Origin of the sequence: Acinetobacter sp. 1424608, from assembly GCF_000588255.1 — a bacterium.
Lineage (GTDB): Bacteria > Pseudomonadota > Gammaproteobacteria > Pseudomonadales > Moraxellaceae > Acinetobacter > Acinetobacter nosocomialis.
The window spans coordinates 21,423-46,005 of record NZ_JFXL01000005.1 but is presented as its reverse complement, the minus strand read 5'-3'; the positions used below and the strand labels follow the sequence as shown (position 1 = coordinate 46,005).

General features: G+C 39.5%; 18 protein-coding genes. 6 read left to right on the top strand and 12 right to left on the bottom strand.

Features of this window, described 5'->3' with window-relative positions; translation table 11 throughout:
- Positions 1-140: 140 nt before the first annotated feature.
- Together otsB and J678_RS10940 are read left to right on the top strand one after the other, a co-directional pair.
- A complete protein-coding gene (otsB, locus tag J678_RS10945) occupies positions 141-992 on the top strand; it encodes a trehalose-phosphatase (RefSeq protein WP_017394198.1) in 852 nt (283 codons plus the stop codon).
- On the top strand, positions 980-2,410 hold the full coding sequence (locus J678_RS10940) for an alpha,alpha-trehalose-phosphate synthase (UDP-forming) (protein ID WP_017394197.1): 1,431 nt from the start codon (positions 980-982) through the stop codon (positions 2,408-2,410). Before otsB ends, J678_RS10940 begins: the two co-directional genes overlap by 13 nt.
- Before the next feature lie 67 nt (positions 2,411-2,477).
- Here J678_RS10940 and J678_RS10935 read toward each other — a convergent pair whose 3' ends face one another.
- From J678_RS10935 to J678_RS10905, 7 genes are all read right to left on the bottom strand, one after another.
- A complete protein-coding gene (locus J678_RS10935; RefSeq protein ID WP_079378125.1) occupies positions 2,478-3,671 on the bottom strand; it encodes an MFS transporter in 1,194 nt (397 codons plus the stop codon).
- 354 nt (positions 3,672-4,025) lie between these two features.
- The gene (bfr, locus tag J678_RS10930; RefSeq protein WP_032040461.1) at positions 4,026-4,430 is read right to left on the bottom strand and encodes a heteropolymeric bacterioferritin subunit Ftn; all 405 of its coding nucleotides are present in this window, start codon (positions 4,428-4,430) and stop codon (positions 4,026-4,028) included.
- Between the two features lie 253 nt (positions 4,431-4,683).
- Positions 4,684-6,720, bottom strand: coding sequence for an NAD-dependent DNA ligase LigA (gene ligA, locus J678_RS10925; protein ID WP_017394195.1), 2,037 nt, complete (start codon positions 6,718-6,720; stop codon positions 4,684-4,686).
- A 94-nt stretch (positions 6,721-6,814) separates the two neighbouring features.
- A complete protein-coding gene (locus J678_RS10920) occupies positions 6,815-7,852 on the bottom strand; it encodes a cell division protein ZipA C-terminal FtsZ-binding domain-containing protein (protein WP_017394194.1) in 1,038 nt (345 codons plus the stop codon).
- A 1-nt stretch (position 7,853) separates the two neighbouring features.
- Complete coding sequence (gene smc, locus J678_RS10915; protein WP_017394193.1) at positions 7,854-11,303, bottom strand: chromosome segregation protein SMC; 3,450 nt, start codon at positions 11,301-11,303, stop codon at positions 7,854-7,856.
- A gap of 10 nt (positions 11,304-11,313) precedes the next feature.
- Positions 11,314-12,009 (bottom strand): GntR family transcriptional regulator, encoded by a 696-nt coding sequence (locus tag J678_RS10910; protein WP_001047228.1) that lies wholly within the window; start codon positions 12,007-12,009, stop codon positions 11,314-11,316.
- Between the two features lie 248 nt (positions 12,010-12,257).
- Entirely contained in the window at positions 12,258-13,061 is an 804-nt protein-coding gene (locus tag J678_RS10905; protein ID WP_000420176.1) for a sulfite exporter TauE/SafE family protein, read from the bottom strand.
- Between the two features lie 30 nt (positions 13,062-13,091).
- Between J678_RS10905 and J678_RS10900 the strand changes: the two genes are divergently transcribed.
- Positions 13,092-13,844 (top strand): biotin--[acetyl-CoA-carboxylase] ligase, encoded by a 753-nt coding sequence (locus J678_RS10900; protein WP_017394192.1) that lies wholly within the window; start codon positions 13,092-13,094, stop codon positions 13,842-13,844.
- Between the two features lie 15 nt (positions 13,845-13,859).
- Positions 13,860-14,594: a pantothenate kinase gene (locus tag J678_RS10895; RefSeq protein ID WP_000839419.1), complete on the top strand. Its 735-nt coding sequence runs from the start codon at positions 13,860-13,862 to the stop codon at positions 14,592-14,594.
- 49 nt (positions 14,595-14,643) lie between these two features.
- On the opposite strand, the gene ffh is transcribed toward J678_RS10895, so the two are convergent.
- A complete protein-coding gene (gene ffh, locus J678_RS10890; RefSeq protein WP_000460622.1) occupies positions 14,644-16,053 on the bottom strand; it encodes a signal recognition particle protein in 1,410 nt (469 codons plus the stop codon).
- Positions 16,054-16,193: 140 nt separating this feature from the next.
- Here ffh and J678_RS10885 point away from each other — a divergent pair, with 140 nt between their 5' ends.
- Entirely contained in the window at positions 16,194-17,003 is an 810-nt protein-coding gene (locus tag J678_RS10885) for a cytochrome C assembly family protein (protein WP_000624644.1), read from the top strand.
- 84 nt (positions 17,004-17,087) lie between these two features.
- The gene (locus J678_RS10880; RefSeq protein ID WP_025466190.1) at positions 17,088-18,032 is read left to right on the top strand and encodes a tRNA dihydrouridine synthase; all 945 of its coding nucleotides are present in this window, start codon (positions 17,088-17,090) and stop codon (positions 18,030-18,032) included.
- A 77-nt stretch (positions 18,033-18,109) separates the two neighbouring features.
- Here the strand turns inward: J678_RS10880 and J678_RS10875 are convergent, their stop codons facing one another.
- From J678_RS10875 to J678_RS10860, 4 genes are all read right to left on the bottom strand, one after another.
- Complete coding sequence (locus J678_RS10875; RefSeq protein WP_017394190.1) at positions 18,110-19,063, bottom strand: DUF6160 family protein; 954 nt, start codon at positions 19,061-19,063, stop codon at positions 18,110-18,112.
- A 159-nt stretch (positions 19,064-19,222) separates the two neighbouring features.
- Positions 19,223-21,634 carry a DUF6160 family protein gene (locus tag J678_RS10870; protein ID WP_017394189.1) on the bottom strand — a complete coding sequence of 804 codons (2,412 nt, stop codon included), beginning with the start codon at positions 21,632-21,634 and terminating at the stop codon, positions 19,223-19,225.
- A 32-nt stretch (positions 21,635-21,666) separates the two neighbouring features.
- Positions 21,667-22,392 carry a DUF6160 family protein gene (locus J678_RS10865; protein WP_031955852.1) on the bottom strand — a complete coding sequence of 242 codons (726 nt, stop codon included), beginning with the start codon at positions 22,390-22,392 and terminating at the stop codon, positions 21,667-21,669.
- 15 nt (positions 22,393-22,407) lie between these two features.
- Positions 22,408-24,450 carry a hypothetical protein gene (locus J678_RS10860; protein ID WP_017394187.1) on the bottom strand — a complete coding sequence of 681 codons (2,043 nt, stop codon included), beginning with the start codon at positions 24,448-24,450 and terminating at the stop codon, positions 22,408-22,410.
- Between the last annotated feature and the right edge of the window lie 133 nt (positions 24,451-24,583).

Below are 24,583 nucleotides of genomic sequence, written 5' to 3'. Positions count from 1 at the left end.
ATAATCCACACTTCCCCCATAAATCCATTGTGCAATGTAATTAATGTTAATACTTATGTTTTTTTATTAAAAAAAATGACTCATCAATTCATTTTAATGTTAGAAGATTAATTAATGATCAAAATAATGGGCGGATTATTATGAATACTCAAAGTGAAATATCTGACGGGAGAGAAAAAGATACATATTTTGTTACACCCAACGATATTATAAATACCTTACCTATAGATAAAAATTATTGTTTATTTCTGGATATTGATGGAACATTAGCTCCATTTCAAATTCATCCTGAGCATAGTTTTATACCTAATACTACATTAGAAGTTATAAAAAAAATTATTGAATTAAATATACCAGTGATTGCTGTAACAGGACGTGATGTTGAAACAGCTAGTAAGCTATTTCAGTCAATTGAAATTCCTATAGCTGGCTTACATGGTTTAGATATTTATTTTGATTCCGACAATTATATTCGTCCAGATTTAAGCAATATTAATTTCAAAAAATTAAAAGAAGATATTATAAAATCTTGTGAAAAATATCCCGATTTATTAATTGAGGATAAAGGACATTCTATTGCTTTACATTATCGAAAAAAACCAGAATTAGAAGATAATGCAATTTATATTATGCAACAAATTAAATATTTCTATCCTCAATTAAAATTAAACAGAGGTAAATTTGTTATTGAGTTATTACCTAAACAGGCAGATAAAGGTAAAGCAATTCAAACAATATTAGACCATCTTAATTTACCATTAATTCACCCAATATTTATTGGAGATGATTTAACGGATGAATCGGGTTTCACTTTTATTAATCAACAACTTGGTACTTCAATTAAAGTAGGTTCTGGTGAAACAGAAGCTCAATATAGATTAAAAGATATTAACAGCGTTTCTAATTTTCTTTTTTTCTTTCTAGAAAAAATAAAAAAGTTATACGTCAAAAATAGTCAAGATCAGAATGGAGAACAAATATGTCTAAATTAATCGTGTTATCGAATCGAATAAGTATGCCATCAGGTAAGGCCTCAGCAGGTGGCCTTGCAGTAGCTGTACAAGACGCATTAAATGACAGTAACGGCATTTGGTTAGGCTGGAACGGTCAGCAAATTACCGATACTGAAGCGCCTGAATTCGATCAGGCATATTCTCATGGAATTGACTACATTACCTGCCCTCTTACACATCAGCAATATGCACAGTACTACTGCGGTTTTGCTAACAAAGTTTTATGGCCTGCCATGCATGATCGAGATGAACTGATCGAATATGGTGCTGAAGAATATAATACTTACCAAAGGGTTAACCGTTTATTTGCTGAAAAATTAAAAGAGATTGCTCAGCCTGATGATCTGATTTGGGTACATGACTATCACTTTTTTAGTGTAGCTCGTCATTGCCGCGAATTAGGAATGCAAAATAAAATCGGTTTCTTTTTGCATATTCCTTTCGCAAGCTTAAACATTTGGCGCAAAATTCCAGTTGCACTGCAGTTGGTACAAGACCTTTGCCAATATGATGTAGTTGGCCTACAAACCCAAGCCGATCAAAACACCTGTATGCAAACGTGTATGGGCTTACTTGAAGCTCAAAAAATACTAAGTGACCGAATCAGCTATAAAAAACGTCAGGTACTCATAAAGTCCTACCCTATTGGCGTGCAACCAGAACTTATTCAGCGCCAAGCACAACAGGCATTTCATACTCCCTATGTATTTAACTTTGAAGATATACCACGTCAAAAAACCATTATTGGCGTTGACCGGATTGATTATTCAAAAGGTCTGCTTGAGCGCTTCAATGCATTTGCGACCTTCTTGGAAACTAACCCTGAATATCATGGACTGGTACGCCACCTTCAAGTTGCAACACCTTCACGTACAGATATTCCGGCTTATCAACGCTTATACCAACGATTTAAAACTAAGTTAGAACTGATTAATGAAGAGTTTGCACACGAAGACTGGCGTCCAATTGATTGTTGCTACGACACTGTTCAACATGACAGTCTCATGCATATTTATCGTCGCTCTGATATTTGCTGGATTAGCTCATTACGGGATGGTATGAACTTGGTCGCAAAAGAGTATATTGCGGCTCAAGATCCAGAGAACCCAGGTGTGCTGATTTTATCTAAATATGCCGGTGCTGCTGAGCAAATGACTCAGGCCTTAATTGTTGACCCATTAGATCGGGCAGCGATGATGGATACTCTAAAAACCGCTCTAGAGATGCCTAAAGCTGAACGTATTAATCGTTATGAACAGTTAATAGAAGGTCTGGCAGCTACTGACCTTAGCGATTGGAGAAATAATTTCTTGAAGGATTTAGAAAATGCTCCGACATTTACGAAGACTAAGTTGTCATTACAAGACAAGTATCAACCCACTTATCATGTTTTGTAATGATTTAAGCTTATAGAACATCGAGAAGTTTTTCTCGATGTTCTATCGGTTGGTAAATTGACTTAAGTTATTTTGCCTTTACAAGAGTAAAGCGATTGAGTATGGCAATCATAGTTAATAAAACCGCTACCCCAGATAACACTGTGGTTAGACTGGTCCACTGGCCAATCAAGCCAATTAAGGCGGGACCACTTAATGAACCTGTATAAGCAATCGTTGACACTAAAGATAGTGCCGCAGCCTTCGGCATATCATTTTGGCGTCCAACACGAGAGAACATGACTGGTACAATATTAGAACAGCCTAAACCCAAAAGTGCATAACCCAATACGACAACTTGCCAAACAGGTGCCATCACAATAGTAACCATAGCAAGGGCTGCAACAATTGCACTATAAGTCACAATGGTTTTCTCACCCCATTGTTTTAACAAGAGATGCCCTGCAAAACGACCACTTGTCATACTAAGCGCAAAGAAAGTATAGGCCAGCCCAGCAAAAGCAGGGTTAAGATGATATTTACTGGTCAAATAAATACCACCCCAGTCCATTGCTGCACCTTCTGACAAGAAAGCAATAAAACACATCATTCCAATCAACAGGATCGCACCATTCAGGCGCGAAGTTTTTTTAGGTGCGTCAGTTATTTCAGCTGCACCTTGTTCATCTTGCTCAAATGTTGTTAAAGCAGATGGAATAGCAACAAAGCTCACGACCATTAAAATCATGACCACAGACAGCGTACTCATGAGTGGTGAAAGGCCAATTGCTAATAGTGCAGTGACAAGCATGGCACCTATTAAACCGCCAAGGCTACACATACCATGAAAACTAGACATGAGCGCACGTAAGCTGTGCTTTTCCACCACAACTGCCTGCAAATTGATAGCAACGCCAAGACTACCTGCTGCCGTACCAAAAATGAATAACGCTACAGCCATCGATACAAGACTATGCCAGATCGTTAAACTTGGTAGTAATACCATCAAGAGTATGGTCGCCACAGCAATTAATGGACGACATCCCCAACGCTTAACTAAAGCCCCTGTCGCAGGCATAGCAATCATTGAACCGATTCCCATACAAAGCAGCAATAAACCAAAATTTGCATGATTTAGGTTTAAACGTTGCTGTGCATACGGAATAAGTGGTGCCCATGCAGATATCGCAAAACCCAAGCTAAAAAAGCTAAGACGAGTTGCTAATCGTTGTGTGCTTAAGAGAGTAGCTGTATCTAAAACAGCAGGTTTGGAAAATAACATATACGCGAAGCTCACCATAAAACCATTGGCGATCCATACCAACCGATTCCCCATAGAAAAACCCTTGCCTCATTAAATTTCTAGGCAAGGGTTTTTGTTGGCGAAATTATATCCAATTCCACAAAAAAAACATGGGGTCTGATACAAATTTTCTGACTTTTTTGTAACTGCCAAAGCCTTATGTATTAAGGCTTTGAATATATTCAATTTGGCAGAATTAACATTTAAACGGTGACTTCATTTTATTAAAATGAGCCAATAAAAAACCCAGCTTAAGCTGGGTTTTTCAAGTCATTAAATTTGAGACTGGATATAATTTTGTAGGCCAATCAGTTCAATTAAACGCAACTGTTTTTAAAGCCAATAAGTATGGTCTTCTTCAGTATCTGATAATTGTTGACGTAACATGTCACGACTGATGTAGTCGCCTTTTTCTTCACAAAGTTTAATACCTGTCGCTAATTTTTCACGCACATGATATTCAAGTGCTAAATCAGCTTTTAAGCAAGATACAACGTCTGTACCAACATTGATATCTTCACGATGCATGTTTGGTTTGGCACCTAAAAATAATACACGACGAATAATCGCATCGGCGTGAGACGCTTCTTCTTGCATCTCATGGTCAATACGTTCATAAATCTTGTTTAAGCCCCAATCTTCATACATACGAGAATGGATTAAATATTGATCACGGGCAGCCAACTCTCCGCCAATGAGCATATTTAAATAGTCTATGACTTCTGGATTGCCACGCATAATAAATCTCCTATCGTATGAGTCTATTATGGGCAAACTTAAAAATGATTGCAAAACAAAAAATAGTTAAGTTTATGATTTTTATCAAATTAAAATGAGAAACATACGCATTTGCAGTTTAAGTTATTTAAATTTCCTTTGCAAAAAGAAATGCTTGTCCGATTTATAAGCTCAGACAAGCGTTCAAATATGGCAGAATCCATCAATTTATAAATTTGTAACTAAAATCAATGGTTCTTATTTCGCTAACCTTTTAGCTCAAAGTTTGCCCATAGCCTGCCATGAGTGACAAGAAATCTGTTTCATTCATGACAGGAATACCTAATTTCGCTGCTTTTTCTAGTTTTGAACCGGCCTTTTCACCCGCAACCACACATTTAGTTTTACTCGATACACTACCACTTACACGCGCACCTAATGCTTGTAGCATTTGAGTCGCCTGATCACGTGTCATTTGCTCTAATGTACCTGTAAGTACCCAACTCTCACCATTTAAGGGCTGGCGTGTTGGTGCAGTTGGCGCATCCCAATGAATACCCGCGGCAATTAAACGATCAAGTACTTCAATGTTATGCGGTGCCAAGAAGAAATCAGCAATCCATTCAGCTGTAATATCACCAACATCTGGAGTTTTCTTCAAAGCTTCAATATCAGCAGCTTTAAGGGCCTCAAGCGTTTGGAAGGTATTTGCTAACATTCTAGCCGTTGTTTCACCTACTCCACGAATACCTAAGGCATAAATAAAACGTGCTAGAGTTGTTTTCTTACTTGCTTCGATCGCATCTATTAAGTTCTGTACTGACTTTTCTCCCATTTTTTCAATGCCCAACAGTGTTTCTCTGTGTTCATGCAAATGGTAAATATCAGCCACATCTTTAAGTAAATCGAGACGTAATAAAGATTCTACCCAACGATCTCCCAAACCTTCGATATCCATCGCTTTACGCGATACAAAGTGGCGAATGGCTTCAATACGCTGTGCAGCACAATATAAACCGCCTGAACAACGTGCGAGAGCCTCACCTTCAGGCATCACTACAGGAGATGCACATACTGGGCAGGACTCTGGTAAATGAACAACTTCTGCTTCAGCAGGACGGAATTCTGGCCAAACTTTTTCTACTTTAGGAATTACGTCACCCGTACGGTAAACACTTACAGTATCTCCAACGCGTACATCTAGACGGTGAATTTCTCCAATATTATGCAAAGTCACGTTAGAGACAGTCACACCACCCACAAAAACAGGGTTCAAGCGTGCTACAGGTGTTAAAGTCCCAGTACGGCCTACTTGCCAGTCAATTTGCTCAACAGTCGTAAGAGCGGCTTGTGCTGGGAATTTATAAGCAGTTGCCCAGCGTGGTTCGCGGCTTAAGAAACCAAGCTGCTGTTGCTGTTTTAGGTCATCGACCTTTACGACCATACCATCAATTTCAACTTGTAGGTTTGGACGTTCTTGCTGAATTTGCTCATAGCGCTGCTGTACTTCTTGAATTGAATTACACAAGTACTGACGCTCAGCAATTTGAAACCCAAGTTCCGTTAACCATTGCAAGCTATCATGCATAGTGGTGAGGCCATGATTTGGTTCACACTGTGCAATCCCATACGCATAAAATGCCAAAGGTCGGCCAGCAGCAATATTTGGATCAAGTTGTCTTAAACTTCCTGCGGCTGCGTTTCGAGGGTTAGCGAAGGTTTTTTCCCCTTTTGCTTCCTGATCGGCATTCAGTTTTTCAAAACCAGACTTAGGCATGAGTACTTCGCCCCGTACTTCAAGTAGACGAGGTATTTCATATTTTTCTGAATGCAGAACTTTAGGTAAGTTACGAATGGTTTTAACGTTTTGAGTAATATCTTCGCCAGTTTCACCATCCCCACGAGTTACACCACGAACCAGTACGCCATTTTCATACCATAGTGAAATCGCAAGGCCATCGAGTTTTAACTCAACTTCATATTGTACTTTCTGGTTTGGTAGTCGCTCTTCTACACGGCGTGCAAATGCAAATAAATCTTCTTGATTAAATACGTTACCTAATGAAAGCATTGGCACCACATGTGTCACACTCTCAAATTTTGAAAGCGCTTGACCACCTACTTTTGTTGTTGGTGAGTCGGCTTGTACAAGTTCCGGATATTGTTCTTCTAAAGCTTTTAACTGATGAAATAAATGATCGTATTCACTGTCCGAGATTGTCGGCTGATCCATGACATAGTAGGCATGGTTATGCTTTGCAATCAGTTGAATAAGCTGACGCATCTGTTCGATCACGGAAGTTATTGCCATTATTTTATTCACCATAAAAAAGGGTGGAAATTTCTCCACCCTGAGCTGCGACTAGATATTTTGCAATTATCGCAACCTATACCAAAAATTTAAACTAGGCTGTTGCCTGTGCTGGACGATAATCAATCACATGATGGCGCCAATGTTCTTTTAACTGTGGCGTAAACTCAAGGTTATTTTCATCATAAACCTTACCATCAATTTCACGAGCAATCAGCCCTGCAATACTGGTCATCATGTCAAAACCTGTCACGGCTTTACTGTTTGGAAGTGCAAGGAAAAATGCCAAGCCTTGAACTTGTTCAGCAGATAAAGTTTCTAAATCGAAACCAGCAGGACCATTATCGGTCATACGAAGTACAGAGAACATGAGTGCACTTGGTTCATCTGTATTTTCATAGCGATGGAAACAAGACATTTCACCGTAACGTAAACCATATTTTAAAAGTACTTTCAGTGCTTTATCGCCCGATAATGCACGGCGCGGATTTGGATAAACATTTAATGCAATAATCTGTTCAGCCATTGCCAACGCACTTTCGTCGTCAAAACGTTGTTGCTCATGTAGATGTACATCCAGAATATTACTTTCACCTTCAAACTCGGCAATTTCAGCCGTTTCAATATTTGGGTTTAAACTTAATTCTGGCTCAGTTTTCGGTTGCTCTTCTGCAACTTTTTGTTCTGATGAGCTAACAACTTCTGGTTCAGTAGAAACGGTATCAACTAACTCAACTGAACTATTTTCACTTACAGTTGGGCTAACAGTATTTTCTTCAGCTTTAACTTCTTCTACTTCTACTGGCGTATTTTCAACGGGTACTTGTGTCTGGACTGTTTGAGCTTGGGAAGCCTGTTCTAGTTCTTTTGTTTCCTTTTCTTTTGGCTGTTCCTGCTCGCTTAAAGTTGGTTCTACGCGTTCAGCAACGGCTGCTGACGTAACAGCAACTTCTGGCTGTTCAAGTTGATCTCGTACATGACGAGGGATAACTGGTTGATTACTTTCAGGATTAATATGTAAATCACTGTCTAGCGAGGGTTCAGCATGGTTCGGCTTTTTTAAAATCATTCTTAAGCCAATTAGCATGATAATAATGGCAACAACGATGCCAATAATCGTATTGATTTCCATTCTATGACTCCGAAACTAACCCGTATTCTTTTGCCTGTTCTAAATTGACAGTGACTAATTTTGATGTACCTGGTTCAGGCATGGTTACACCTAACAAGTCAGTTGCCATGGTCATCGCCAGCTTATTATGTGTAATGTAAATGAATTGTACATGTTCAGAAAGCTCTTTTACCAAATTACAATATCTCTGTACATTCGCATCGTCGAGTGGAGCGTCCACTTCATCGAGTACACAAAACGGTGCCGGATTTAACCTGAAAATAGCAAATACTAATGCTAACGCTGTTAACGCTTTTTCTCCACCGGAAAGTAATGCTAGAGAACTGTTTTTCTTACCCGGTGGTCTCGCCATGAGCTTAACCCCAGATTGCCAATCATCCTCAAGACTTAAGCTGGCTTCACCACCATTAAAAACTTTTGGAAATAGATTTTGTAACTCTTGATTAATCTGATCAAAAGTCGACATAAACAACTTACGGGTTTCTTGGTCAATGCTCTTCATTGCATCTTTTAACTGAGTTACCGTATTTTCCAAGTCTTGAATCTGGTGGCTCAACTCATCAAAACGCTGAGAAACTTCTTCAAACTCTTGTGAAGCAGCTAAGTTAACTGCACCGATTTTTTCAAACTGTTTCTGTACTTTTTCCAGTTTTTGCTGGTGTTCAGTTAAATCTATTTTCAAGCCCGTTTGAAGCTCGGCATTTAACTCTTTGAGCTGTTCTTGATAGTGCTCACGATCAGACTTAGCTGCTTGCCATGCTAAACGCTTGGCTTCAAGCTGCTCTCTAAGCTTTTCATCTTGTTGTTGATATTGATGACGTTGGTCTGTAAGCGTTTGTTGCTTCTCTTGAACACTATTAAGTTCAATCTGCCATTCATTCCATGTCTTTTGCAACTTCTCGGTTTGAGCAAATTGTTGTTGAAACTCCGACTCAAGATTTGGCAACTCTAACTGAATAGGGTCAACAAACTTTTTCGCCTGTTCCATTTGCGCTGCAATTTGTTGATATTGGCTCTGCAAGAACGAAATATCTTTTTCAAGTAGTTCAATCTGTTGAGTTGTCTGCGTACTATTACGGCGTAAAATCTCACGTTCTTGTTGTTGCTGTTGCAAGACTTGTTGCTGTTCTTCAAGCTGCTCTGTTAATTCTTCTACCTGAAATTGCAAAGTTTTATAGTCAGGTAAAATGGTTTCAAGCTTCATTGCTAATGCATGCAAATCAATTTCAAGATCGTCTTTTTGCATTGCATCTTCTTCAAGCTGCATATCTAACTGAGCGAGTTGATCTTTCAATTGTTGTTTTTGCAATAAAAATGCTTGTGCTGCTGTTTGCTGTTTAGCAATTTGAACATCTAGCTGTTGCAAGTCTTTTTGCTTTTGTTTAATGGTTTGTTGTTTCTGCTGTAAGTCAGCTTGTAGCTGTGTAAGTTTTTCTTTTTCCTGAACTACCGTTTCATCTAATGCTTGTAGTTCAGGTTGCTGCTTGTGAAGAACTTGTTCAATTTCGTCTAGACGAATACGATGACTGAGCATACCTTGCGCACTTTGACTTTCGTCATCATACATAAGAGCAATTACCCAATCTTGCCCAACATGATAACCATCTAAAGTCAAAATAGACTGGCCATGTTGCAATTGCTTTTGTTCATTTAAAGCATGAGATAAATCTTGTGCAATCGCCACATTGGAAAATATTGAAAGCTGTGGTGACGCAATCCAATCATTCAAGCAAGTCAGGTTGCCCTTACATTTGCTTGATTGCTCTGAAGGTTTTAACTGGCGAGCAATTCCTTCCTGAAAGGCTTGTTCAGTTTCAACAATATGTGCCTGCAACCATTTTGCTAAAAACTTTTCAATAATCTGTGCATGTGGCTTACCCTGCTCCGTTAACTCTAGAGCCTGCATTAAACGTAGCGTATCTTGGTTTTGCTTTGGACTTTGTTTAGCAACAAGCTGGTTTAAGTTTTTCTGCTCAGATAATAAAACTTGTATTTCAGTTTTCAGTACTTGTTGCTGATTTTTAGTTGCCTGATGCGCTTGTTGAGACTGTTCAATCTGTTGCACATACTTCTCAATATCAGCCTCTAAGGTCGAGATTTCACGACAAAGCTGCTGTTGCAGTTGCTCAAGCTCGCCTTGTTCATCTTCATGTACTTGCGATTGGATCTGGTTGGCTTGATGTTGCAGTGTTTCTTTTTGCTGTTCAATACGCTGAACATTTTTGCCTAATTGCTCGATTTGAGCAGACATTTGCATTTTTTGCTGCTGTTGTTTTTCAACCTGAGCTTTTACTTGCTCAAATTGTTGCTGCGCTTGCCGCTGCTGTGATTGTAAACCGGCAAAATTTTGCTCTGCTTCAGCTGCTGTATGCTCAATTACCGTTAAAGCTTCAGTTTGTTCTTCTAACTGACTATTCAGTGTTTCAAGCTGTAGTTCGGAAAGTTGTAAACGCTCTTTCGTCTGAGCTTTTTGTTGTTCTAATTGAACAAGAGTTGTACTGTTTTGCTGAAATAAACTCTGTTTTTGTTCTAGAGTCATTTTAAGTTCAGACAATTTTTTTTCAGCTTGTTGCCATTCTTGTTGTAGTGGTGAAGATTGCTGAATAAGTCTCTGAAATAAAGCACTGGTAGATTCTAAATCATGTTCAATCGTACTTAGCTCAGAGCGAACTAATTTAAATGTTTCCCCCAGTTCGTTCATTTGAACCGTATATTCTTCTTGTAGGCGTACACTTTTCTCTGCCTGAAAAGACAAAATTTCAATTTTGAGTGTACGAATCTGACTTTCTAAGGTTTTATATTGAACCGCAGCTTCTGACTGACGCTTAAGTGTTTTAAGCTGAGATTTTAACTCAAGCGCAATATCTTCTAAACGTGAAAGGTTTTGTTCAGTATGTTCAAGATGCTGCAAAGTTTCGCGGCGACGCGCCTGATAACGAGACACACCCGCTGCTTCTTCAATGAAAATACGCATTTCTTCAGGCTTGGCATCAACCAAACGATTAATCATGCCCTGTTCAATGACTGCGTAAGAGCGTGGCCCTAAACCCGTTCCCAAGAAAATGTCAGTAATATCACGGCGACGGCAACGTGTACCATTTAAGAAATATTCAGATTTACCTTCTCGAGTCACCTGACGACGAACAGCGAGTTCATTATAAGCGTTATAAGCTCCGCCTAATTTGCCATAGGTATTGTCAAAACGCAGTTCTACACTGGCAACACCCACTGGTTTACGCTTGGATGTTCCGGTAAAAATAACATCTTGCATGCTACCACCACGCAGCTGACGAGCGTTTGACTCACCCATCACCCAGCGGATCGCATCAATAACATTGGATTTGCCACAACCATTTGGACCAACCACTGCTGTGCGATTCGCCTTAAAATTTAAAGTTGTACTATCTGCAAAAGATTTAAAGCCGGAAAGTTTTAAACTGCTTAAACGCATAATGCCCTAACTAGCGGCGTGAGCGTCTCGCCCAAGCCAATTCAATCTGTTTCATTCGTGTCAGCGATTCCAACACAAGGTTACGTAAGTGTCGACAAAAATCTTCCATAAATAAAGCGGCTTGTTGTGATTTTCGGATCAAAATTGCATCAGTCACGAGTTTAAATAATGCAAACGCTTCTTGCAGTTCCCTTTTAGAGGTATTTAGCGTCAAAAAATAACTACGACGTAATGATGGTAATAATTCTTTATAAAATTTCATTAAATAAGGATTACCCACCATATCTTGCTGTTCAGCCAGATATTGGAAAATGGCATCGTAGAATTTTTCAATATCGCCTGCTTTTACATGTTCAAGAAGCTGTTCTAACAAAAGCTGTAATTGATCAGCTTCATGGGCGCGCCATGTTTCACTGATGCGTTGTACAATATGCCCCAATAACATCATATTTGTATCAAACAGTGCTTTCACTTGTTGTGCCGACATTTCTGAAACAATTGCACCCCGACGCGGAAAAATCTCAATAAGATGCGTACGTTCAAGCAATAATAATGCTTCACGAACTGACCCCCTACTTACATCAAGCTCTTTCGCAATACGAAGCTCTTGTATGCGTTCGCCTTCGACCAATTCGCCGCTAATAATCTGTTCGCTAATATATTTGACAATTTGCTCAGAAAGACTCTCTGTCTCTTCGAGATTCATAAATCACCCGCTACTTTTTATATGCATTAATCCATGCTTTTCTTTCGCATCCTTGTTTTTAACTGATCCCATCCATTAAAAACTATGTCATTGTCTGACAATTTTATTGCATTTTAAGCCAACCCACCCAAAATCCATACAGAAATCGGATGAAAAACTCACCTTTAATCTTTTCAAGTCTTCAAATAAAAAAGCTTAAACCGTGAGAGTCTAAGCTTTCTTTTCTATATATTTTTAATAAAACATTTTTAATTCATAAAACCTTTATAAATAAAATAACTGCCGACCACGACTAACAAGCAAGCAAAGCATTTTTTTAGCATTTGTGGTGACAATGCGTGTGCAACCTTGGCCCCAAGTTTAGCAGTGACAAAACTCATGACACTAATACCAATAAAAGCATAGATATGGATATATCCAATCGTATTAGGTACAGAAATGTGCTCTTTAGCACCAAACCACATAAAACCAATTGCACCTGCAATAGCAATAGGTAAACCACAGGCAGCAGAGGTCGCAACTGCTTTTTGCATGACTACGCCATGACGGTTTAAATATGGAACGGTTAAACTTCCTCCTCCAATTCCAAAAATTGCAGAGGCAATACCAATGCCACCCCCTGCCATAAATTGCATAGGTGTTGAAGGAAGCTGACGTGTTGGGTCAACCACAACATGGGCTCCTTTGAACATCCGATAAGCCATCACAACAGCAAAGACACCAATAAGAAGCTGTAAATGCTGGCCAGACAAAAGGTCGGCAATACCTGCACCTAAAAAGGAACCAATCACTAGTCCCGGTGCTAAATTACGGAAAACAGGCCAGAGGACTGCACCTTTTTTATGATGAGCCGAAACTGAACTAAAGGAAGTCACAATAATGGTTGCTAGGGAGGTTCCGACTGCAATATGCATGATTACCGCGGGATCATAGTGCAACTGGGTAAAAACGACATAGAGAATTGGTACAATAATTAGTCCACCACCAACTCCAAACAGTCCGGCAGTAAAACCAGCAATTGCGCCAATGAGTAAATATATGATTAACTCCATAAATGTTTTACCACTCTGCTCATATTCAACATGGATTTAGAGACTCGCCAACTACAACAACTTTTAAGCGCAAAAAACCAGCTTCCAGAAGTGGTTTTATTAAAAGCAACCACAACTTCGACCAATGATGATATTCGTGAAATTGCCCAAAAAGGCATTACAACAGGCTTGGTTTGCAGTGCTCAACAAACTCAAGGGCGAGGTCAACATCAACGGCAATGGATTTCACCTGAAGGAAACATTTATTTAAGCACATTGGTGCAAACTCGAACACCCTTAGATGGTCGCTTAGCACTTGAAGTTGCTCTAAATATTCTGCAAATCCCACAATTGCAACCTTTGAGCTTACAAGTGAAATGGCCAAATGATTTGTACAGTACGAAAGGAAAATGGGGCGGAATTTTGGTTGAGCCCCTTTCCCAACATCAAGCCATTGTAGGTGTAGGGATTAATTTAAAAACACCACCAGTAACTGATAGCGATCAATCGATCACGTCTCTAGAAGATTTAGGTCTAGAACAAATGGGTCGTCTTGAGTTAATTTCAGAACTCTATGTGGCAATTCAAAATGCAGCTCGCTGGTTTGATCATGGTTGCTACAACTTGGCAGGCCGTTTTAACCATCATGCAGCTTGGTTGAATCAGTTAGTTCAGTTCGAACATAGTCAAGGACTGGTATATGGCCGTTTCGTTGGAATCTCTAATGAAGGTGCGGTGATTCTTGAAACTCCGGAACCACAGCAGTTTTATCAAGGTCGTCTAAGACCACAAACAACTCAGTAATCAGGTATTTTTTCCATGAAAAGTTTATGGCTTGATATCGGAAACACCCGTTTAAAATACTGGATTACGGAAAATCAGCAAATTATTGAACATGCAGCTGAGTTACATTTGCAGTCTCCTGCCGATTTATTACTGGGATTAATCCAACACTTTAAACATCAAGGCTTACATCGTATTGGGATTTCTTCGGTTCTCGATACCGAAAATAATCAGCGTATTCAGCAGATTTTAAAATGGCTAGAAATTCCTGTTGTTTTTGCCAAAGTCCATTCGGAATATGCAGGCCTACAATGTGGTTATGAAGTTCCTAGTCAGCTTGGGATTGACCGCTGGCTACAGGTACTTGCTGTTGCTGAGGAAAAAGAAAACTATTGTATTATTGGTTGCGGAACAGCGCTTACTATTGATTTAACCAAGGGCAAACAGCATTTAGGCGGTTATATTCTGCCAAACCTTTATTTGCAGCGCGATGCACTCATTCAAAATACCAAAGGTATTAAAATTCCCGATTCGGCTTTTGATAATCTAAACCCGGGCAATAACACAGTCGATGCAGTACACCACGGTATTTTGTTAGGCCTGATTAGTACAATTGAAAGCATCATGCAGCAATCTCCTAAAAAGCTGCTCCTCACAGGTGGAGATGCTCCTCTTTTTGCTAAATTTCTACAGAAGTACCAGCCAACTGTTGAAAAAGATCTTTTGCTTAAAGGGCTACAACAATATATTGCCTATTATCCTAAAGATTAAAATGTGCAGCAAAATAAAAGGCGCTCTAGGCGCCTTTTATTTTATGGTTTTATTTCTTTTGGTCGTTGTTACCAAACAGTGGGCCCATACCGCCACCACCACCAAATTGTTTTTGCATATTGCCTAATGAACGCATCATTTTGCTCATACCAGATGGATTCGCAAACTTCTTCATCATTTTAGCCATTTGCGCTTGTTGCTTAATGAGCTTATTCACTTCAGCAACATCCATACCACAACCTGCCGCAATACGTTTTTTACGACTTGGGTTCATCAGGTCTGGGTTACGGCGTTCTTTAACAGTCATTGACTGGATAATTGCTTCCATTTTTTTGACTTGTTTTTCAGGATTCGCTTGCTCAATCGCTTGCTGGATTCCTGCACCGCTCATGCCAGGCAACTTGTCTAAGAAGCCCATCATGCCGCCCATTTTTTTCATTTGCTCAAATTGCATCAGCATATCTTCAAAGTTGAAGCTACCGCCTTTTTGCAATTTTTTCGCCATTTTTTCGGCTTTTTCTTTGTCGATTTTACGTTCAACTTCTTCGACTAAAGAAAGTACGTCACCCATACCTAAAATACGTTGAGCAACACGATCCGGATGGAATGGCTCTAAGGCATCAAGCTTTTCGCCCATACCCAAGAACTTGATTGGCTTACCAGTAATAGCACGAACAGAAAGCGCTGCACCACCACGTGCATCACCATCAGTTTTAGTAAGAATCACGCCCGTAAGTGCCAAAGCATCGTTAAATGCTTTAGCAGTATTTGCAGCATCCTGACCTGTCATAGCATCAACCACGAACAGAGTTTCAGTCGGCTTAACTGCTGCATGCAATTCTTTAATTTCGTCCATCATGTCTTCATCGACATGTAAACGACCTGCTGTATCGACAATCAACACATCGGCAAACTGGATCTTTGCCTGTTCAATTGCACGGTTAACGATATCAATAGGCTTTTCAGAAGGATCTGATGGAATAAAGCCTGCACCAACTTCTGCTGATACAGTTTCTAACTGTTTGATCGCTGCCGGACGGTAAACGTCGGCAGAAACGGTCATTACTTTTTTCTTTTGACGTTCTTTTAAAAAACGTGCCAGCTTTGCTGCTGTCGTTGTTTTACCTGCACCTTGTAAACCAGCAAGCAATACGACAACTGGAGGCTTAGCACTTAAATCCAGTGTTTCATTTGCCTCACCCATCATCTTGGTGAGTTCGTCATAGACAATTTTTACAAATGCCTGGCCTGGAGATAACTGGGTCATCACTTCTTGGCCCAATGCCTCTTCCTTAACTTTCGCGATAAATTCACGAGTTACAGGTAACGCGACATCGGCTTCAAGAAGAGCCATACGTACTTCACGTAAGGTATCTTTAATATTGTCTTCGGTCAGCTGCCCTGAGCCAGTAACATTTCTTAAACTCTGCGTGAGTCGTTCTGTTAAGGTATCAAACATTGCAAAATCCGCTTAAAATGGCTAGTTGCAAAAAAATCTTTCTCGAAATAGAAAATTTATGCATAGAATGCTATAGGATACTTTAGTTCGCAGCGAATTTATATCTTATCTAGATGAATTAATCCTGAAAAAGGTTTGACATGATTAGCCTCCCCTTGGTTTACACAATTTTGGCACTCATCGCATATACCACTTCTTTCTGGTATCTGTTCATACGTTTAATGTCAAAACGTGAACCAAACCCATGGTTATTTGCTCTTGTTACGACCTTGGCACTGCTACTGCACGGCACAGTTTTATGTCATGCAATGCTCACGCCTTTAGGAATTAACTATGATGTTTTTAATCTAGTCTCTTTTACATCATGGCTTATGTTGTTGTTAAGTTTAATTTTTAGTACTTTTCGTCCGATTGTACCTTTAAACTTATTAGGCATTCCTGTAGCGGCTATTGGTCTTATTTTAGGTTTTGCATTTAGTAAACCAAATCAGTTTATTGAGCAGCACTCATTAGGCTTAGATACGCATATTATTCTTTCACTTTCGGCCTATGCGGTTCTACTCATGGCAACCATACATGCAATCTTGATATGGTTCCAAAACCGTGAACTCAAAAAGAAACAAAAAAAACGTTTTTGGGTCAACTTACTCCCGCCTATTCAGGCCATGGAGTCCTTGTTATTTGACCTAATCATTACCGGTTTTATTTTATTAACCATTGCTCTGGCATTTGGCTTCTTAACAGTTGATAGTTTCTTTGCTCAGCATCTCGCTCATAAAACCGTATTTAGTATCATTTCATGGATTATTTATGGCTCATTACTCATTGGCCACTATAAACTCGGCTGGCGCGGTCAAAAAGCGATTCGTTTTACTTTAATTGGTTTTGCATTATTAGCAATCGGTTTTATTGGCAGTAAATTTGTGCTTGAGATGATATTGGGCCGATAAAACAATTAAAATTTCAGCACTACTAGACAGCGTTATACATATCCCGTATAACGCTGTTTTTGTTTTGCTCAGGTGACTCAGACTGTGAAACTCATACTCGCTCCAATGGAAGGTTTAACTGACCCGATCATGCGGGATACACTCACATCTGTTGGTCACTTCGACTGGTGTGTAACCGAGTTTATTCGCGTTACAGACAGTATTTTGCCAGACCATATTTACTATAGCTTTTGCCCTGAACTTAAAAATGACGGTAAAACAGCTGCGGGAACACCAGTGCATGTTCAGTTCTTAGGGAACAACCCAGATATACTGGCAGCAAATGCTGCAAAAGTGGTTGAACTAGGTGCTCCTGCAATTGACCTTAATTTTGGTTGCCCTGCAAAAACAGTCAATCGTCATAGAGGTGGATCCGTACTTCTTGATGAACCAGACGTGGTACATATGCTCATTAAAGCAGTCCGTGATGCTGTACCAGCGCATATTCCTGTATCAGCAAAAATGCGTTTGGGTTATCTCGATGAAAACCACACCATGGAAAATGCCCATGCGGTCGAAGATGCTGGCGCAAGCTGGCTAACAGTACATGCGCGAACGAAAGCAGATGGCTATACGCCACCAGCTTATTGGGAAAAAATTCTACCGATTAAAGAAGCTTTAAAAATTAATGTGATTGCTAACGGCGAAATCTGGACCAATGCCGATGCTAAAGCCTGCCAACAACAATCTGGTTGTGAAGATTTAATGATTGGCCGTGGTGCTGTGACGACTCCTGATTTAACGCAGTGCATTCGTAATAATATGGATGAGGCATTATTTAGTTGGGAGCAACTGGTTGACTTACAAATTCGGTTTTTAAATGGTCAAGCAAAAACAGAAATTGGTATGGTTGGTCGTTATAAGCAATGGCTAGGTATGATGACCAAAGCCTACCCTCAAGCCAAAGAACTGTGGGACCAAGTGAAACGTATTAAAGCTTTAGATGAAATTGTTCAAAAGTTAGAACAAACCAGCTCATCACATAGCTAATTACTTAAAATTTATAAAAGAGGGCGGTTGTTTAGACAATCACCCTCTTTTTTGTATTTCAGGTTCAGTGATTATTTTTAAAACCCGCTTACTTTCATTTTAAAGTCGGTTACCGAAGCACCCGTGACTCCAAAACTTCCCATCGACCCATTAGGTAAATTATTAAACGTTGTTGGACTCTGTATTCCCGCATTTCCTAAAGTTATATTGTTAAGTGATGCATCAAATTTACTAGAGACACCTGTATTGCCAAAAGTTAGCCCTGTTGGGTCAACTCCAGCATAAAACCCATCAAGAACAAATCCTGTAGATGTATTTGTTCCCGCAAATTTAAATCCAAAATTCGCACCGGTATTATCAGAAACTAAAGTAATTGGACAACCAGATGCAGCAGAACAAATCGATTGAATAGCTCCACCAAATTTGACCATGACAGACTGGGCAGCATGCCCCAATTGAATGTTTAAACGAGGTTTATTGGTCTGTACAAAGTTAATATCCAAATTTCCGGTAGAGCGAATAAGTTCTTTCACTCCTGTATTTACCGTTGTTCCCGAACTGAAAATTGATTTTGGTGCATAACTAGTCACCGCATAATCCGAAGGACGAGAAACTGATGTATTAGGCGCTAAATAAACTGAAAATGGTGTAAGCCGAATACCATTGACGTCACTTCCCATTGTGACAGCCAAGTTCACAAAAGGCTTACCTGCACCTGCATCGGTATCTATAGCAATATTGAAAGACGGATTGGTCGATACAGCTGCTTTAATAAATTCTATACTTGGAACCGGATTAGTAGAGTTCCCCGCAATGACGAGACCAGCTTTGCTGTTGTAAGACGTAGACGCAATACCATTGGTATCAATCAAGGCGACTTGATTAAATTTAACTTTATCAGCCTGAATGCCTAGCGTTAAACCATTTTGACCCGTCGTCGCTGAAAGACTTTGGTCATCTAAAGGCTGCATCGCAAAAACACTTGAACTACTGGCAAATAATAACCAGCAGGCTATATTTTTATTTTTCATGTTGCTCTAATCCTTAAGAGACAAACGTTTATTATTTGTTCAGATTATCAGAATAATAGATGAGTACAAAACAATTATCCCTATAACCCGACGAATGTAAATCCAATCACATTCAAAAATTAAATTTAAAAAAAGTGGCGATATCGCCACTTTTATTTATTAGTTAAAAGCACCATTTCTCGGCACAATGCTAAAGTTACTATTTAAACGTCCACCAGTAATAGCAAGTTCACCTAAACGTGCGCCCGCCCCTGTTGAAGGTGGATAGAAATTAATATCTTTAACACGTAAAGCACCATCAATGTTCTTATCAGGGTTAAAGTACACTGCGGTATTTACACCCACTTTGCCTAGTCCGCTCGCACTGTCTTTTCCAACAACTAATGCTGTGTTGAACGCAAGCTTTCCAGTCATGTTCTCCAGACCAATTGCAGAGCCATCAATCGGGTCACTAATTTGAACTGAGTTTCCGGTTGCTGTGGCAGGCATTGTAAAATCACCCAAAACAGTGAGCGCACTACCATCGGCAATTGAACTGTTTGGCACTATTGATAAATTAAGATCTCCGCCTAAACGCAGCTTTAAACCAAATAAAACATCGTTATTTCGAGCAAAGTTATCAATTGGTGAGATACAAGATCCTGTTGCTGGACAAGATTTATATTTAGCCCCAGGTAAATAACCCGCTGCAATTTCAGTTGATAAGGCAAGTAACATATCTTTTAAACCGATATTTAAACTGCCATTTTCTAAACCGATAGTGCCATTACCTTTTAAGAACATATCGATATTACGTAAGCCCATATAGTAGTCGGTAGGATTACCCGCATTATTGGCATTTGGAGAACCATCAATTAATAAAATTGAAGTTGTTTTTGTACCGCCTGAGTCACGTCCTGTTGTGCCAACAGCAACACCAAATCCTAAACGCGAAGTCGTTCCCGAGGTACCTACAGCATTCTGAACAGGTCTACCATTAGCATCTTTTGTATAGTAAAAAGCGCTATTCGCAGGTGCATCTACCCCATAAACTGCGGCATTGGCATTTAAGTTATAAAAAGGTAAAGCCAAGCCCCATTGGTTACTTAAGCCATTATCTGCAAATTGATTAGCAGCAGCGACATTGGCACTGGTAGTAAAGCGACCACGTCTAGAAAATGCCTGAAACTCTGCTCCACGCATCGCAAGAATTAGACTAAATGGATTAGTCACCGTATCCCGGTGAATATTATGTTGATAATCGGCAGCGGTTGTTAAAGTGCCAGTTCCTAAACGAATTGCATTTAACGTTGCGTTATTCGGCATTAATAAGGTTTTTGTATCAGCAAGATTTAAATAAATATTTCCGCTATCAAAGTAACCACGTGTAGCTGAGTTCAGCCCAGTTAAATTACCAAACTCAAAACCATAAGCATTCAACCCTGCCCCACCAATTTCTAAAGTCGTGGCTTTGCCATCGGCGCCTAGCATAGAATCGTTATCTTTAGTGAACTCACCTTTCATACGAAAGGCAATTCCAGTATTACCCAAAATACTATTACTTGAGGTGGTGCCTGAAGCAGTATTTGCTGTACCTAAGGTTGTCGTGTCCGAAGAGCCATCCATACCACGGACTTGTAAATAACTATTTACCATACGTCCGCTTGCGCCTACACGAATTAAACCTTTTGAATTTTGCGGTGTATTCGTAGCATCCAGCCCATAAGGATTGGTTTTATCTACATTAGAACTGAGCATTACTTCAATGTTTAGACCTGAATTAGTCACTTTGCCATTGCTATCAACATAGGTCCCTGCCGTTAAACCCGAAGCTGAGTCTGCCACCCGATTAAAGTCGACATAGCCATATGTACTATTTGGTGTTTGTCCTATAGCAGCCACATTTGACCCAGTATTAGTTTGTAAAACTAAGCCACGGATAGGGTCAATAAACATGACACCTTTACCCACAAAATTAAAGTTAAAATTCTTTAAAATTAGTTGGTTGAGTTGACTACGAGCATCTAACTGTCCTAAATAAATATTTGCGTTATTTATACCCAATGTCATATTTGACTGGCTATTTGGAGTAAACAGGCCATCTTGAGTAGTCAATGCTAGATTTAAAGGTGATGTTGTTTGGATAGCCAACTGCCCTAACGTAGGTGAGCATGTAGCAGAACTATTACAAACTTTAACGCTATTTACCGTAATGAGGGATGGACTACTTTGCATAGAAAAATCAACACCAGCTTTACCTGTAGTCGTATTACTCCCCACATCTAAACGGTAGTTCGTTCCTAAAGCTTGTGTAGAGGCATTACTTTTTTGTATTTTTACACCGCTCGCTTGAGCTCTTAAAACCTGATCAGCACTTGTTGGCGTGCCCGCATGATCATCCCAATAAGCATTATCAACATTAATTTCGTTGAAAGTCGTTTGAATTGAGATCCCATCTTGACCATTGACTGCACTCAAATCGGCATCGGTTAAAGCTTCTAAAGCAAAAATTTGTCCACTCACTAACAACATGCTGGCTGTTAATGTATTTAAAATAAACTTTGAGCCGTGACTTTCTTTATTTTTGTTCATCACTTCAGTTCCTTTGAAATCTACATTAACCGTTAACAACGGGGATGGCTACCATCACAGCTAAACACCATGACTTTTCCTTGAATAGCCAAGTTGCCGTTCATCATTAAACCCATAAAACCTGTTTCACGTCCATAGTCATAGGCTGAAGGCGTTGCTGTGGCCACTTGCTGAGTCACACTGTTTGCAGTTGCAGCATACGTTGGTTTTTTGAAATATGCATAATCATACATATTCGTACTCGAACCTTGGGTCGTTGTTGAACTTGTAAAGTTATCTTGCTCAATGGATAAAGCATTAAAACCAAAGTTACGAATTAAAATCGGTTGTGCTGCACTAAAACTAAGTTGAATAGCAGGTTTTATAATTTCAGTATTGGTTTTATCAAGATACTTCAAATCAGCACCATCCAAACCCATTTTTTGGATGTTTAAAGTTCCTTGTACACCTTTAAACACCAACCAAAGCTTATTACCGCTATCACTATTTTCAGCCCAACCACTTGGCTTAGTTGCATCTGCTTGTACAAAACGTTTATTAATTGCTAAACCAATGTGGCAAAACTCTACGTTTTCACAAACGCCGCCACTACCATTATCAAATATACCGTTACTGGTCTGGTTTAAATTAAGCATTAAAGACAAATCAGCACCAGCTTGACCATTAATCGCCTGTAAAGCGTCGTTGTCCAAAGTTTGTAATTCTGCATGAGTCGCAGTTGCCCAAAGAGTAAGGAGTAAAGCAGTTATTTTTTTCATCGCATTATCCTCCTCTTATAGACCTTTTGTGGTGAGTTTTAAATGTTGGATTAAAACACCATCAATGACTGCTGAACCCATATTATTGCTAATTGAAGAGCTAATTTGTGCTCCTGATAATTTATAGGTGTTTAAATCTGCATTTGGTGTAGTCGTATACCAACGTCCATTATTGTAAAGTGCGTCAGGTAAAGGTGTACCATTTGGTACTACAAACTGAGCCCCATTCCCTGCATCGGTAGTGGTATACCCTGTCGTGTTGGTTGTCGGGTTATAATAAGAGGTACTATCAATATTCGCCCAGTTTGCTCCTTGAGAGTCAAATCTTAAGCCTGAGCCAGCATTTCCCGTCCAACCTGATGCTGTACGGTATTGCCATGTATCATAACAAGTTCCTAAGTTTAAAAATCCACAATTATAGCTGCCTCCACGTCGTTCCTGATTTTGTAATTGATAGAAATTTTTAACTTGTGTTACAGCAGCAATCGTTCCTGTTGGTAGTTTCCCAAATGAAATACCAACTGCATCTTGAGTATTGTTCCCTTTAAAGGCTTCTAATGTATTATTTGTCGAGTTATAAACAGTTGAACCGATAGAAATACTACTATGCGTTGCACTAGAACCATGATAAGTTTTTCCACCTAAGGTTACATTGGTACCGCATTGATAAACATTACAGGTAGAACCAAGGTAAGTACTATCTGTTCCAGTGTAATCAGTATAGATTTTCTTATAAATTTCTGGCTTATTCGGAATACGTGCAAGCTCTAAACTAAAGTTTTTACCATCTGAGCTTAAAACGAGTGGTTGATATAAAGAACCTAACACAAGATTAATATTCGGATTATAAAGATATAGACCTTCATTAGCATCGAAGGTTGGTGCAAGCCCACCATTAATAGCAGGAGTAATGAGATTACCTTGCCCAGTGCCAGATTCACGAGTACTCAACCGCAGTACATTATCCATTGCACTATCTGTTGGAGCAGTCCATGATCCAGTTGAAGTAACAGTAGTAGTCTGGCTGCGAATACGATATAACCAATCTGAACTTGGTGAACTATTGCTAGGAGCACCAGTATATTGAGTACTATAACGATTTACCCATGGGCCTACTGTCGTTGTTGGAGTATTTGAAGTAATTGTTGCTCTCAAATTAGAGGCATCACCACTATTTAAACGCACAACACCTGCGAAACCTAGAGTATTATTATAAAATGGACTCAATCCATTTGCAGATGTCGCACCTCCCAAAGTTTGGAAGAGCTGTAGACGACTACCATTTAAACTAAAATTATTCCAGATACCTTGTAAACGTAACCGATTCGCGCGACTTGCATCAGTACTCGTACCAATCAAACCATTTGAGTCGCCATAATTAAACTGATCTGTCGCACCATTAATTTTATTTGGATTGCGAACAAAAATATCTGACCATAAACCTAATTTAAGTTTATATGCATCAAGCCCTGCCGTATCTCTTGTTCCTACCTCGTATAAAGGTGCTTCTAAGGCTAAATACGTTACTTGGCAAGAAGAATCACTCGCGCCACTACATGTAGCAGCACTAAAATTAGGTACAAGGTTCTGAGTAGCTACTTTGAATATCCATGGATTAACAGCAGTACCCCAGCTCGAAATCGCGGCCGCAGTATCGGTAGATGCAAGACGGCTATTAGTATCGTTATCAGATTTAGAAAGAGCTAAACCATAAAGAAAAATATCAGCTTTACCTACTGCACGGTCACCAGAATCAATCGTACCATTTTTATTGGTATCTGCCGCCGTCATACTTAACGGCCCAACAGGTACATAATTGATATAACCTGTATCTTTAGTACGGTCAGTTAAAATTTGACTTGCGGTTTCGTTCGCACCTGCCCCACGAAATACCATATAAGTATTTTGAGGTAAAATAGCGATACCTTCACCAGTAGTTTCACTTAAACCGGCATCAGAAAGTTCTTCAAGAGCGAAACTCGATTGGCTTATGAAAAGACCAATTAAACTTGCCAAAACGGTTTTTTGAAACCTTACCGTATAATTAAGTGTAGTCATCTTGACCTTCCTGTTTTATACGATGCCGTGCACCATATTTATTTTTCTTTAACAATCCTTGATGCTAGGTGAATATATCCTTTTCACCTTAGACCAGAAGGCAAATCTAAATAGATATTGCCAACTTTTCCAC